General features: G+C 43.3%; 13 protein-coding genes. 3 read left to right on the plus strand and 10 right to left on the minus strand.

The window, feature by feature from the left end; translation table 11 throughout:
- The 7 genes from HYN59_RS10600 to HYN59_RS10630 form a co-directional block, all read right to left on the minus strand.
- A complete protein-coding gene (locus HYN59_RS10600) occupies positions 1–528 on the minus strand; it encodes an ATP-binding cassette domain-containing protein (protein WP_342748356.1) in 528 nt (175 codons plus the stop codon).
- Positions 529–546: 18 nt separating this feature from the next.
- Positions 547–669: a P-loop NTPase family protein gene (locus tag HYN59_RS18340; RefSeq protein WP_281261164.1), complete on the minus strand. Its 123-nt coding sequence runs from the start codon at positions 667–669 to the stop codon at positions 547–549.
- A gap of 287 nt (positions 670–956) precedes the next feature.
- On the minus strand, positions 957–1,772 hold the full coding sequence (locus HYN59_RS10610; RefSeq protein ID WP_108778235.1) for an EcsC family protein: 816 nt from the start codon (positions 1,770–1,772) through the stop codon (positions 957–959).
- Between the two features lie 122 nt (positions 1,773–1,894).
- Positions 1,895–2,422, minus strand: a complete 528-nt coding sequence (locus tag HYN59_RS10615; RefSeq protein ID WP_146185919.1) for a hypothetical protein — start codon at positions 2,420–2,422, stop codon at positions 1,895–1,897.
- A gap of 76 nt (positions 2,423–2,498) precedes the next feature.
- A complete protein-coding gene (locus tag HYN59_RS10620) occupies positions 2,499–4,241 on the minus strand; it encodes a WG repeat-containing protein (RefSeq protein WP_108778237.1) in 1,743 nt (580 codons plus the stop codon).
- Between the two features lie 103 nt (positions 4,242–4,344).
- Positions 4,345–5,604: a DEAD/DEAH box helicase gene (locus HYN59_RS10625; protein ID WP_108778238.1), complete on the minus strand. Its 1,260-nt coding sequence runs from the start codon at positions 5,602–5,604 to the stop codon at positions 4,345–4,347.
- 250 nt (positions 5,605–5,854) lie between these two features.
- Positions 5,855–6,889, minus strand: a complete 1,035-nt coding sequence (locus HYN59_RS10630) for a formimidoylglutamase (RefSeq protein ID WP_108778239.1) — start codon at positions 6,887–6,889, stop codon at positions 5,855–5,857.
- Positions 6,890–7,078: 189 nt separating this feature from the next.
- On the opposite strand from HYN59_RS10630, the gene HYN59_RS10635 reads away from it, so the two are divergent.
- Complete coding sequence (locus HYN59_RS10635) at positions 7,079–7,876, plus strand: synaptonemal complex protein 1 (protein WP_342748321.1); 798 nt, start codon at positions 7,079–7,081, stop codon at positions 7,874–7,876.
- A 235-nt stretch (positions 7,877–8,111) separates the two neighbouring features.
- Here HYN59_RS10635 and hutI read toward each other — a convergent pair whose 3' ends face one another.
- Positions 8,112–9,347 carry an imidazolonepropionase gene (gene hutI / locus HYN59_RS10640; protein WP_108778241.1) on the minus strand — a complete coding sequence of 412 codons (1,236 nt, stop codon included), beginning with the start codon at positions 9,345–9,347 and terminating at the stop codon, positions 8,112–8,114.
- Positions 9,348–9,605: 258 nt separating this feature from the next.
- On the opposite strand from hutI, the gene corA reads away from it, so the two are divergent.
- Entirely contained in the window at positions 9,606–10,688 is a 1,083-nt protein-coding gene (gene corA / locus HYN59_RS10645; RefSeq protein ID WP_108778242.1) for a magnesium/cobalt transporter CorA, read from the plus strand.
- 233 nt (positions 10,689–10,921) lie between these two features.
- Here the strand turns inward: corA and HYN59_RS10650 are convergent, their stop codons facing one another.
- Together HYN59_RS10650 and fumC are read right to left on the minus strand one after the other, a co-directional pair.
- Positions 10,922–11,419, minus strand: a complete 498-nt coding sequence (locus HYN59_RS10650; RefSeq protein ID WP_108778243.1) for a GNAT family N-acetyltransferase — start codon at positions 11,417–11,419, stop codon at positions 10,922–10,924.
- 640 nt (positions 11,420–12,059) lie between these two features.
- Complete coding sequence (gene fumC, locus HYN59_RS10655; RefSeq protein WP_108778244.1) at positions 12,060–13,457, minus strand: class II fumarate hydratase; 1,398 nt, start codon at positions 13,455–13,457, stop codon at positions 12,060–12,062.
- A gap of 219 nt (positions 13,458–13,676) precedes the next feature.
- On the opposite strand from fumC, the gene HYN59_RS18065 reads away from it, so the two are divergent.
- Positions 13,677–13,847 carry a hypothetical protein gene (locus HYN59_RS18065; RefSeq protein WP_181369422.1) on the plus strand — a complete coding sequence of 57 codons (171 nt, stop codon included), beginning with the start codon at positions 13,677–13,679 and terminating at the stop codon, positions 13,845–13,847.
- Positions 13,848–14,047: the final 200 nt, after the last annotated feature.

Raw genomic sequence — 14,047 nt, forward strand, 5'->3', positions numbered from 1 at the left:
CTATAATTTTTCAGAAGGCAGGTAGCCGTGGGCTATTAAGTCGTTGCGGTCGTTGATGTTGATAAGCTGCCCATCTTTTAGCAGCAGCTTCCTGTTGGTCACCGAAAGTACGTCATCATAATAATGATCTGTAATAATTATGCCTTTTTGTGTTTTTAGCTTTTTGAGGAAATCTTTTATAAGGTCTTTGTATAGCGGTTCTATCATGGAGAATGGCTCGTCCAGCATGAGGAACTGATGCGGCAGGTGGCCTATAAGCAGCAATTCAAAATACCGCAGTTCGCCCATTGAAAGCTTGCCCACGCGGGTATTGGCGATCTTGTCTATACGCGGCGAATAGAAAAGTTTATCCTGCTCGTCGCCGGAATAATAAAGCGGTATTATATCGCGTACCTTCATGGTGTTGGGTAAGAATGGCTCCTGCGGCAAATAGCCTATACAACCTTCAGGTATGATCTTATGTACTGGGATTACTTTCCCGTTAATAGATATTGCTGCCGTATTTGCCTTTTGAGTCCCGAAAATTATCTTTAAGAGCGTTGATTTTCAGCTGCCGTTCCGCCCAAAGATGCCAACGATCTCACCAAACCTGCATTTAAACGAAGCATTGTCCAGTATCTTTTTGGCGCCAAATGACAGTGATATTTTGCTTGCCCTTAATGTGTACATTACGAAAACAGTTTTATCAACAACAGGAGGATCAACCCCGGCAGGAGGTTAATACCAAACGTCATAAATGCCAGCCTCTGCCTTGTATAACCCAGATTATGATAGAAATAGTATTGTGCCTTATAAAAAACATTGAATGTAAATATGCCCACGGCGATTCCAATTGTACAAAAAATTATAGGAAACCATACCGCACTTAGCGAAAATAAGGCCACCAATAGGCTAAAGCAGCAATTGACAATGTTTACAGTAATGTAATAATTCCAGAAAGCCTTCATTCTTTAGGCTTAAATCGTCCTCTCCGCCGTATATTTTTCCTTCAGCCATCGTTCCTGGTAGATGCGGCGTGCAGCCCAGCCGGTATCTTTAATAAAATAATCGTTTACCGACGCTCCCACGGCTGCTCCTATAACGGGTACAGCCTGCAATGCTTTGCGTTTGGTAAGATTAACGCCCAATTGTTTAGTGAGGGCTTTGATAAGTATCTTGGCGGCTTCTTTGGTCACTTCGTTTTCAAGGGTCTTTCCGGCCACCTGCCTGTGTGGGTTTTTAGCAACCATATTTTGCAATGCCGTAAGCGCCTGCTCTTTTTCTTCGATCGAATTGGCACCCGCTACAGATAGTATCGAAAGCACGATCTGGTTTTCATCGTCATTATTATTCTGGAAGCCATAGCACAAAGCGATCTTGTTGATGGTACGCAAAGAAAGCGTAATGATGGCAGGAATATCCAGTGCCATGCCAGCGAGTCCCGCAGCACCGGTGGCAGCACCCTCGGTAGTAGCGATGCCTATAGCCCAGTTGTGAGCCTCATTGGCCAGCATATCCAGTTCCGGAAGCGACCTCGACCTTAGCTCGCCAATTTCTGTAATATTTGCTTCCCTCTTGAAAGCTTCCATATCGATAAGTGATTTTGATGCACCGTTGCAGCTTTCAATTGCACTTTGTATCGTATTTACCGGCAGGGCGTTATCAAACAGCCTTGAAAGCGGCTTAAAAAGCGAGCCCATGAATTCGCTTACCACTCCGGGCTTTTCATTTTTCCAGTTCTGTATCTCCTGCAGCTGCCTTTGCTCGTAACTGTCTTTTGTTTCAATTGTCATAGCGTAATTTTGGTTTGGTTGTTTATAGCATTTAAACAAATATAGCTAAAATACATTTTCTTTATAAAAACTGCTGAATTATAGCAAAATAAAAATGCCGCCCACCGGCGGCATTAATTTATCTATGGTATCGATGTCATCCCGTAAAACCGGAACTTCCCGTTGATCTTTATGAACCGGAAGCTGTGGCTCGTTCCGGGATGGCCTTTGGCAAACTCATCTTTTTTATACGTCTCGACCCAAACCTCATATATCTTCAGGTCTTTCGGGTAATCTTTCGGGACTACTTTCGGCTTAAAGTTCTCCACAATCACCGAGCTGAACGAATACCCTTTTTTCGCCATTGCCTTATAAACCGGGGACTCCGTGAACTTTTGAGAAATTACCGTAAAGTAAAATTCTGCGGGTACGAATACCGCTCCTTTTGCGGCCTCAACTGCACCTACACAATCCACACAGTCTACTTCTTTGCAGCTCAGGGCCAGAAATTTGGTTTTGTCGCCTTTTACAAGGGCATCTACAAGTGCTATAAAATTCTTGTCAAGCTCGTCCCATTCTTTCTGGGTTGTGGCTTTTACAGGTGCCGGGTTTTGTTGGGCTGTCGCTATCCCAAAGCTTAAAAGGCATAACAGTAGGGTGAACGTCTTCATTATTTTTTTTGGCATTTACTATATAACGTCAAAAGTAGGATTTATTTTGATAAGAAAAAATGCGCAGGGAATGTTCCTATTCTTTGGCGAGAAGTTTTCCTTTTGAATTAAAAAGAAATTGTTCTTCACCTTTACTGAACAGCATATTGCGTTTTTCAGTGTATGTAACGCTGTCATAATTAAAAGGAACCAGTACTTTGCCTTTGTAATCCAGGCAGCCCCACTTACCGTTAAGCCGGGCAATGATCGTTCTCTCCTCCACGCGTTCGTACGACTCATCGTATTTAATAGGGATAATGGTTTTGCCGGAAGCGTCAGCATAGCCAAACTTATTATTCAATGCCAACCGTATCAGGCCGTTTTGGATAGCGCTAGCTGCCTGGTATTGTATGGGAACGATAACCTTGCCATCCAGCGTTACAACGCCAAGTTTCCCGTCGTTATAAATCCCCACGAGGCCGTCTTCAAACCACCTAATGTCCTGATAAGGAAACTCGTATTCTTTTTTGGACTTCAGGTTAATCAGGGCTTGTTTGTTATCAACAGATACCTGTGCAAAGCCGTTAAACACTCTTATGACCCTTTGATGTTGGAACGAAAGCAGTTCCTTTCCGTTTTCGTCTATAATGCCGTATTTACCGCCGGGAATCTCCGCGATGATGTGATCGTCAAGTTTCTCAATCGTTTCATACGTCATTGGTACGGTAACCTTCCCATTCCGGTCCATCAGCCCATACTTGTTGTCAATTACCACAAGGAAATGTGTACTGCTGAAAGCTTCAATCCTGTCATAAATGAATTCGGATATTTCTTTCCCATCCATACCCACGAGGCCAAACAATCGTTTTCCCTGGGATATTTTTGATGCAAGGACTGCATAACCGTCAATGGAATTGTGAACCTCGTAGTATTTAAAATCGGTGAGCTGTTTACCGTTGTTATCCATCAGTGCCCAAAGCCTTTCGCTGTTCATCACATTATAGCCATCTTCGCGATGTTCTATTGCATCATACAGCAAGGGTGTCACTTCGTTATAAAGCGAATCGAGAAGCCCGAGCTTGTCGCCTTTGCTGTAAATATAGTGATAGTCGTCTGCCACCGGATAATACACGCGTTCAGTATTATCATATTCCATTTTGCGATGAACCGTACTATTTCGGTCAATGAAGGTATAAAGCCCGTCTTTATGAGTTAGGAACATACCATGGCCTTTATATTCCAGATTGTCATATTCAGGAGGCAGTATTATTTTGTAGTCATTGCTGTATACACCATGCTTGCCATTAAGCGTTACCATGTACATCGAGTCTATAAAGTCTAGCTTTTCAAACTTTGGTTCCATGAGTATTTTTCCCAGTGTGTCCATGAGGCCAGTTTTTGCGCCATCGTGTATGCGGTAAACAAAGTTAGGCAATTGTTTCCCACGCCCCATGAGGCCAAGGTATGGTACCGTGTAATCGGGCACAGGATTAAAGGAATGTGCCACTGTTTGTACTTTTCCGGGGGGTAGGAGTGACGTTTCATCAAAAGGATAAGGGCAATAGCGTTTCAGTATTTTTCCTGAAGTGTCGCGGATAAAGTAAATATTTGATACAGGCATCGTCTGCAATATCATTTCGGGCGGAAGGGCGCGCGGTGGCATTTGGGTAACCTGCATACGCGAATACCCCATCATATCCACCTTTACGATCTGGGTGCCATTATAGAAGTTGTAGTAAATTATGTTAGGCTTTATTTCTTTTTCTACAGAAAAAGGAAAACCATCCTGCCCGGCGCAAAGTAAAGGTATTGACAGCAACACAAGCAGAATGTATTTCATATAATAAGCATTAAAGATGTAATGGTATCAACCTTAGGCTAAACACTACTCAAAGTTTGTGCCATAGGCCAGTAACGCTTAAATACATAAAGCAAAACGCCGGTTAGTACCAGCGTTTTTTATTCTTTTTCGAAGCATCCGATTTTCTCGAATTGCTTTGGCTCTTATTCTTATTACGAAGATCGGGTTTCTTTTCTGCTGCCGGTTTTTCTGATTCTTCGCCTGATCCATAAGGATAAGGATGGCCTTCGATTACCTTGATCTTCATCCTTATTAGTTTTTCTATATCTTTCAGGTACGGCTGCTCGTCTTTCGCACAGAACGATATGGCAAGCCCTTCGTTTCCGGCACGCCCGGTACGCCCTATACGGTGTACATACGTTTCAGGAATATTCGGAAGGTCGAAATTTATCACGTAGGGCAGGCTCTCGATATCAATACCACGTGCTGCAATATCGGTGGCTACCAGTACGGAGACTTCTTTGTTCTTAAAGCCTTCCAGTACGCGCACCCTTGCATTCTGCGACTTATCACCGTGTATGGCCTCGGCGTTCACGCCGTTCTTTTTAAGGGCTTTTACCACATTATCGGCACCGTGCTTTGTCCGGGTAAAAACAAGCACGTTGGAAAGGTGCTCATTGCGTATAAGGTGGTACAACAGCTTGCGCTTATCGCCTTTATCAACAAAATATACCTGCTGTTTTACTTTCTCGGCAGTAGAGGATACGGGGGTTACCGAAACATATTTCGGTGTGGTAAGGAAGGTATCGGCAAGTTCGCGTATCGCTATCGGCATGGTAGCCGAGAACAAAAGCGTTTGCCTGTTTGTTGGCGTAAGCTTGATAATTTTTTTCACATCATTGATGAAGCCCATGTCCAGCATCTGGTCGGCTTCATCGAGCACCAGTGTGTGCAGGTGGTCAAGGTTGATGAATCCCTGCTTGTGCAGGTCGAGCAATCTTCCGGGCGTAGCGATAAGGATGTCAACGCCTTTGCGCAGCTGGTCGGTTTGCGCTACCTGGTTTACGCCGCCAAAAATAGTTAGCTGGCGGATGTTGGTATACTTTCCGTACGTATCAAAGCTGGCACCTATCTGCAGGGCAAGCTCGCGTGTTGGCGTTACTACCAGTGTACGGATGTGCTTTACTTTTTTCGCAGAGCCAACAATACGGTGTAAAGAGTTCAGTATCGGTATGGCAAAAGCGGCCGTTTTTCCGGTTCCGGTCTGTGCGCAGCCTACAAGGTCGTTCCCTTCGAGTATGACAGGGATTGCCTGCTGCTGTATAGGTGTAGGGGTTTCATACCCTTCTTCAATAAGGGCCTGATGGATATTTTTTAGTAAATTAAGATCTTCGAATGTCATTTATAAATGTATTAGGCACTTAACAGTAAGTGCTAAGAGCCTGCAAAGATACGCTTTTAAATTTAAGGTGAAACAGGTGCATAAGAACACCCAGGGCAAACACATCAGGAAATTTAGCCACGAATTGCACAAATTTTCACGAATTCTTTCGATAACTCTAAGCGATATAAACCATGCCACCGGCAATTAGTGAAAATTTGTGTAATTCGCGGCTAAAGCTCTTGTAAATGCAGTGGTGTGTATATCCAAATTAAATAAGCGTTTTAGCCTTCATAAAGTCCGTTACCAGATAGGCAATAAGCTTGCCTGTAAGCTGGGGATTCTTTTCGCTGCCCAGGCCGGGTGCGCCTTCGCACAGGTGCAGGTAGGCCGCGTTATCATGCCGTCCCATATAGTGGACGAATTTCCGGGCTGTCTCAATGCTGAACCCGCTTGGTGTCATGGCGCTGCTGGCTACCTCGGGGAGTGAATCAAGGTCGAGCTCCACCCCAAAAGGCTCATTATTAATAAAGTCTATGGCATGGTGCATTTCGGAAGTAAAAAGTTTTTCTTCCCTTATGGCTATCTGCTCATAAGTGTTGTATTTTATCCGGTCATGGTTCTTCTTTATGGATTCCATAACCCCTTTGGATGTGTAGTTCTCATGCAGGCCGAAAATAAAATAGTTTTTCAGGAAACCTTCTTCAAAAGCGTACGAAAAGCCATTGCCGCTATGGCGGCCCTCAAGCATCCTGAAGTCGGTATGCGCATCGAAATTTATAGCATTAACCGGTTTTCCCTTTGCAAGCGCAGTTCCTTTAATGTTTCCGTAGGCGTTATTATGGCCTCCGCCAATAATTATCGGGGTTTTGCCCGCAAGGATTATCTGGCGCACCACATGCGAAACATCCTTGTCTATCTTTTCAACCAGTGCCGACAGCTTTTTGCGGCCCTCTATTGATGTTGCATCCAGGCTCTCCGCTTCTTTCATGGCCACCGTTACATCGATACTGCCCAATATCAGCAGCCTGCTACCCTTGAAGAATTTGTTGTGCTGCAGATTTATTATACTCCGGATGGCAGATTCCCATGCCGAAGCCGTGCCCGGGCGGCCGTAGTTTGCCCGTACGCCTATATCCTCGGGTATGCCAAACAGTACGAATTCTGCCTCGTCTGCCCTTAGGTTGTCCCATGTGGACGCTTCTTTCGCCAGTGTATGAATTCTCTCACCGAATTTTATCTCTCCGCTTCTGTACGAAGTGTATTTTGCCAGGTCGGCGGCTGTGAACAGGATGATGTTTTCCATGTGAATTTTCTTGCTTCAAAAATACTATTTTCACTTAATTTTGAGTTAAAAAGATGATGGTAAATTAAAATATATATAAATTTGAAAAAAATATTTAACATGGAGAATCAAAAAAATAATTCTAGTTTAAAAGCGATTATAATAGTATTGTCTATCTTATTGGTTGGGAGCCTTATCTTTATGTACAAAATGAGTACGGATACCAAAGAGGTTCAAACTAAGCTTGAAAAAACACTTACAGAGAAGCAACAACTTGAAGCCGACCTGAAAGAAAAGATAGCAAGCTATGATGCAGCTATAGCTGATAACACCAGCATTAAGGGCGAACTGGAAGCTGAAAGGGCTAAAGTTGTTGATCTTTTGTCGCAGGTTCAAAAGACCAAAGATGATAATAAGGCAGCCCTGAGCCGTTTTAAAGAAGATTACAGGAAGCTTAAAAGAGAGCACGATGCCCTGTTGGCAGAAAATAATAAGCTGAAAGAGGAGAACGCCACATTAACCACACAGCGTGATAGCACGATGACTGCTTTGGGTGAGTCTAAAAAATATAACGATACGCTGGTTAACCAAAACGAGAACCTTTCCAAAACAGTTGAGAAAGCACAGAAGCTTCAGATACTGAATGTGCATACGCAACCGTACAAAGAAAGAAGCTCAGGAAAACTGATCCAGACCGATAAGGCAAGCAGGGTAGACAAAGTACGCATCTCGTTTACTATTGCGGCTAATGAGGTAGCGCCTGCGGGCAACAGGACGTACTATGTACAGATCATCGACCCGAAAAATAATGTGATCGGGGAGAAAGCTACAGAAGTATTCGGAGACCAAACACTTACGTACAGCTTTATTACCAATGCTATCTTCCAAAATAAAACAATTACGGTTGATGAGCTTGTAGCCGGGAAAGATTTCGCAAAAGGGCTTTACACCGTAAATATCTTTGACAAAGGAGTTAATGTTGCCAATACGACATTTACACTGCGATAAAAATATTGTTTATTAGTGAAAGAGGGAACCATTATGGTTCCCTCTTTTGTTTATAATGTCATTGCGGAAAGAGGACTTAATGAATGTTCTAAAAGAAAAAAGAAAATGTCACATTGAGCGCAGCCTGTCTGCCGACAAAGGCAGGTCGAAATGTTGCATTCTCTTTTTTCTTGCTTCTCGACTGCGCTCGAAGTGACAATCGCAATCGTTACGTAAATCTTATACCGGGCTCACGTTAAACCACTTTCCCCTCAATAATAACGCTCTCAATCAAATTACTTCCAAAAGCATACGGCAGCTGGTAGTAGGAGGCAAGCGGTTGGGTGATAATAAGATTCGCACGTTTCCCTTTAGTGATGCTGCCGTGTGTTTCGCTTAACCCCATGGCATAAGCCCCGTTGATGGTAGCTGCGTTAATAGCTTCTTCGGGTGTCATTTTTATTTTGATGCAGGCAGTGGCAACCACCAGGTTCATATTGCCCGAAGGTGTCGTGCCGGGATTGAAGTCGGTAGCCAAAGCCAACGGCAGCCCTGCTTCAAGCATCTTCCGCGCAGGCGTATAAGGTATGCTGATAAAGAAGGAGCAGGTAGGCAGCGCGACAGGCATGGTATCGCTGTTTTTCAATACCTCAATATCTTCATCGGTAACGATCTCAAGGTGGTCAACGCTTAATGCGTTATGCTTTACGCAGGCCGCTATGCCATTAATGGCAGTAAACTGGTTAACATGTATCTTCGCTGGCAGGCCGTATTTTTTACCGGCTTCCATAATACGTTCTGTTTCTTCCACAGAAAAATAACCGGTCTCTAAAAATGCATCAATATAATCGGCGAGCTTTTCTTCGGCTATCTTCGGAAGCATATCATTAATAATAAGGTCGATATACCCACTGTGATTTTCTTTATATTCCTTCGGGAAGGCATGCGCGCCAAGGAAGGTAGCCTTAATTGCAATGGGATATTCCTCTTTCAGGCGTTTAATAACGCGCAGCATCTTTAGCTCGCCCTCAACAGTCAGCCCGTAACCCGACTTGATTTCCACAGCCCCGGTGCCCTGCTGCATCACTTCTTCAAGGCGCAGGCGTGACTGTTGATATATTTCATCTTCTTCAGTTTCATTCAGTTTTTTGGCAGAATTCAGTATCCCACCGCCGCGATTTGCAATTTCCTCATAGCTAAGCCCGTTGATACGGTCTACGAATTCCTGTACACGGTTACCTGCATATACAATATGCGTGTGGCTGTCGCACCAGGCTGGCAGTACTGTTTTTCCGGCAGCATCGATAACCTGTGCATCACCGGCTTCAGGGCAGTTATCCATAGTGCCGAAATCTTCAATAAGATTATCTTTTATCAGCAGCCATGCATTTTGCAATAGCGGCAGGTCAGCCATTTCGCGTCCTGAAACTTTGGTTACACCGCTTTCACGCACCTGAAGGAGTTCTTTGATATTCGTAATTAAAATTGCCATGAATTAAACTTTTGGTAAAAATAGAATGGATTTTGATAACAGTGAAAAATTAAAGAAAATAATTAACCACATAGAAACATAGGTTTTCAAGTGTCTCTAATAAATATGATTAAGATCCATTTAGAGAAAGCGACGCTTTCACTATGAGTAACTGGGTATTTCTTATTCTAATAAAAACTATAAATTCTATGTGCCTATGTGGTTAATATTTTTTCACTTCTATTAAAAACTCCTATATTTATACTAAAGAATTACCGCGTGAAAAGAATAAAATACCGGCAGGTGCGGAAGGTGCAGCCCAATTACTTTGAATATACAGGCGAATACAAAACCGACCCTGTTGAAATGCAGCTTTTTGTTTTTGACGAAGAAGGTTACGAGGAATACCGCAAAGTATCATTGGAGAGGGTTGTAAAAGAATGTAAGGATGAGCTACAGGTGAATGATGTCAAATGGCTGAACGTGCACGGGCTCCACGATGTGAACCTCATAAAGCAGATAGGCGACCTTTTCCAGGTGGATCCCCTTATTGTTGGTGATATACTGAATACCTCAAGGCGTACGCGTATAGAAGAACTTGGTGATGTGCTTTTTTTCAGTATTAAATCGGTTTTGCCGGAAGAGGAGGAAGACTGCGTAAAAACGGAGCAGGTAAGTTTCCTGCTAAAGGACAACGTGATCGTGTCATTGCAGGAAAAGAAAAGCGATTATTTTGCACATATACGCGAACGTATCCGCACAGGAACCGGTATTGTGCGAAAAAAGAAGAACGATTACCTCCTGTACCTGATGCTCGATGCCATAATGGAAAATTTCTTCATTACGATAGAAAAGTCGGAAGATATGATAGAAAATTTTAGCATTAACGGTAAAGAAAGCCATAAAGCCAATTTTATTTCTGATATAGAAAAAATGCGGGATGAGCTGAATTACATAAAGCGTGCCGTTACGCCGCTCAGGGATGCGCTATACAACCTCAAGAGCGTTAAGGAAGAAGATGAATATGAAACCATCCGAAAGTCTACACATACCTATTTTGCCCGCCTGCACCAGAAGTGCCTTGAACTGCTTGACCAGATAGAGTACGACCTTATCTCGCTCGACAGCGCATCCAATTTCCATTTTTCAATGCAGAGCCAGCGGATGAACCAGATCATGAAAACGCTCACCATATTCTCGGTCATCTTCATGCCGCTTACGTTTATTGTAGGCGTATATGGTATGAACTTTGACAACATGCCGGAGCTGCGTACCGAAAACGGCTATTACTGGGTTTGGGGGATTATGATCTTTACGATTATCGTGATGGTGATCTATTTCAGGCGGAAGAAATGGTTTTAATATAAAGAAAATGGAACGCGGATGATCCCGTCTGCAGCTGATCGGGCGGATTTTATCCAGTGGCTTTTTTTATTTCACGCAAAGGCGCAAAGTCGCCAAGACTTATGCCGGAACGATATGCGTTAAGTCGCAAAGGCATTGCTTCGCAATGTTTAAGTTCTAAGCTTTACGTCTTTGCGCCTTTGCGTGACATAATCTTTACAATGTAAAAAATTGCGCGGCTTATCTTGAAATCAGCTTAATATCAACTGCATAAACTGCAGGTCTAGCCATTTACCAAACTTATATCCGGCTTCCTTAATGATTCCAGTTTCCACGAAACCGAATTTTTTATGGAATTCGATACTGCCTGTATTATTGGCATCAATGCCGCCTATCATACAGTGGTAGCCGCCTTCTTTGGCGAGGCGTATCAGTTCGGTCAACAATAGTTTCCCTATGCCTTTGCCTTCATGTCCGGGTGCGGCATATACCGAGTGCTCTATAGTAAACCGATACCCCTGCTTAAAACGGAAAGGGCCGTAAGTCCCATATCCAGCAACTTTATCACCTTCCAAAGCCACGATAACCGGCAAGTTACTTTCGTGTTTTTCGGCAAACCAGGTTTCAATATAGTCATAAGGCTTTGCATCATAATCATACAATGCTGTGCTGTGCAGGATATTGTGGTTCACTATTTCCAGTATTCCAGTAAGGTCTTGTGGAGTGGCGGGACGAATTTTGATTTCCATATTCAAATATACTAATTACAAATTCCATAAAACATCAACTAATCAGTAAGTATAAACTACTATATATATAATAATATGATGCTGGAATAAATGTGTATGGTATTGCAGAAGGTGATAAATAATATAATTATATTGATGTAAATAATATAATTATTATCTTTGTAAAAGTTTTACAACTAAAAAGAAACCGTCTGTGTCACCAGACGGTTCTAAAAGTGGTTATTTCTCTTTCTTATTCGCTGTACGTATTAGAAAATACGCTGTTAACAGGTTTAGAAAAATTGTAGAAATACCCACGAGGTATTCAACAGTTTCCATTTTGGAAAAATAAAATTAGAACCACAGTTTTCCGCTGTGGTTTTCTGCTACAAATATACGACATTTTATAGGGCACTCTTTTTTTGAGTTATTAACAACAGTCATGGCAGCATCATGATGTCTAACATGTTAAAAGCCCTTATTTTTGGTGTACTTTAGTCTTGTTAATAACTTTTTTGGAAAGTGTGTTTTTAAATTGAAGACTATGATACGAAGTTATAGTAAACTTATAAAACTACCAAAATCCTTAAATTTTCGTAAAATCATAATTTCATAAAAAAAGCCTGTACAAAAAGTACAGGCTCTTATAAAGATTTGATTATTACTTCAAAGATCCCACCATATCCTCAGGCTTCACCCAAGCATCGAAATCCTCAGGGGTTACATAGCCAAGGCGTACGGCTTCATCTTTCAGCGTAGTGCCGTTTTTATGGGCGGTCTGTGCAATCTCAGCTGCTTTGTAGTAGCCAATCTTGGTGTTCAGCGCAGTAACCAGCATCAGTGAGTTGTCAACCAACTCTTTAATGCGGGTATAGTTCGGCTCGATGCCCTGTGCACAATGCTCATCGAACGAAACGCACGCATCACCTAAAAGCCTTGCCGATTGCAGGAAGTTGGCCGCCATAAGCGGCTTGAATACGTTAAGCTCATAATGGCCCTGCGTACCACCGATAGTGATGGCCACATCATTACCCATAACCTGTGCGCATACCATAGTCATGGCTTCACACTGCGTTGGGTTTACCTTGCCTGGCATGATAGATGATCCCGGCTCGTTCTCAGGGATGAAAATCTCCCCAATACCCGAACGCGGCCCCGAAGCCATCATACGGATATCGTTGGCGATTTTATTCAGAGAAACTGCAAGCTGCTTTAATGCACCATGTGTTTCCACAATAGCATCGTGTGCGGCAAGCGCCTCAAATTTATTTTCAGCGGTAACGAATGGATGTCCTGTGAATTTCGCAATATATTCAGCTACTTTCACATCATAGCCGTCAGGTGTGTTAAGGCCTGTACCTACAGCAGTTCCGCCAAGGGCAACTTCGCTAAGGTGGGCAAGGGTGTTCTTTACAGCTTTGATGCCGTAGTTCAGCTGTGCCACGTAACCCGAAAGCTCCTGCCCAAGGGTTAGGGGAGTAGCATCCATAAGGTGCGTGCGGCCTATTTTCACTACGTTCATGTACTCCTGCGATTTTGCCTTAAGCGTGTCGCGAAGCTTTTCAACTCCAGGTATCGTTACTTCTACCACCGCTTTGTAAGCCGCGATGTGCATTCCGGTAGGGTAGGTATCGTTAGAGGATTGCGACTTGTTCACGTCGTCATTGGCTTTCAGTACCGGTTCGCCTTCGCCTATCTTGCCGCCGGCCAAAACCTGCGCACGGTTGGCAATCACTTCGTTCACGTTCATGTTGCTCTGCGTGCCCGAGCCTGTCTGCCATATCACCAATGGGAATTCACTGTCAAGCTTGCCTGCAAGTATCTCGTCGCATACCGCTGCAATAGCATCACGCTTTTCGGCAGAAAGTACACCCAGGTCGTGGTTGGCATAGGCCGCAGCCTTTTTAAGGTAGGCAAATCCGTTTACTACCTCTTTCGGCATGGAGCCCGAAGGGCCTATCTTAAAGTTATTCCTCGAACGTTCGGTTTGTGCGCCCCAGTACTTGTCGGCAGGCACCTGCACTTCACCCATGGTGTCTTTTTCAATCCTGTATTCCATTTTTTCAGAATGTTTTATTGTTGTATTTGTTTATTATAATAGCCTCCTAATTGCCTGACAAAGTGAAGGGCGATTGTGAAAGCCTGCCAAAATTAAGCATTCCGCATTCGTATAAAAAATGATTTCGTAAAATATTTTGGTGTTTTTTTGCCTTTGGGAGTTGGTTGAAAAAATATTTCCTCTTATCTTTGAGCCTGAATTCAATTAATAAGAAGAGATATGGAATTTGGACAATACTTAGGTTTTTTAGCTTTCCTTACCATCGCCACAATTGGTTTCTGGCTGATGATGTTCCTTGTAAGCTTTGTTATGTACTGGGTTGGCGGCGCGACCGTTGAATTGGTAAAAGAGAGAAAAGCAGAAAAAAGGCTGAGAGAACAAAAAGCCTAATTGTTGCATAGATATAAATTAAATCCCGCCTGGTGCGGGATTTTTTGTTTTCATCCATTACCGGCAACTGAGTACTGCGACTGAAAACTGTGACTTATTTGGACGTGTCCCTTTCCCTTCCAAAGGCCAATGCGCGGGCCGGGCTTTGCTTCGCCAGTTCGGCTTTCAGCCTCGGGTCCGCTATATCCCCGCCGAAAAAG

Source organism: Flavobacterium album, assembly GCF_003096035.1.
GTDB classification, from domain to species: domain Bacteria; phylum Bacteroidota; class Bacteroidia; order Flavobacteriales; family Flavobacteriaceae; genus Flavobacterium; species Flavobacterium album.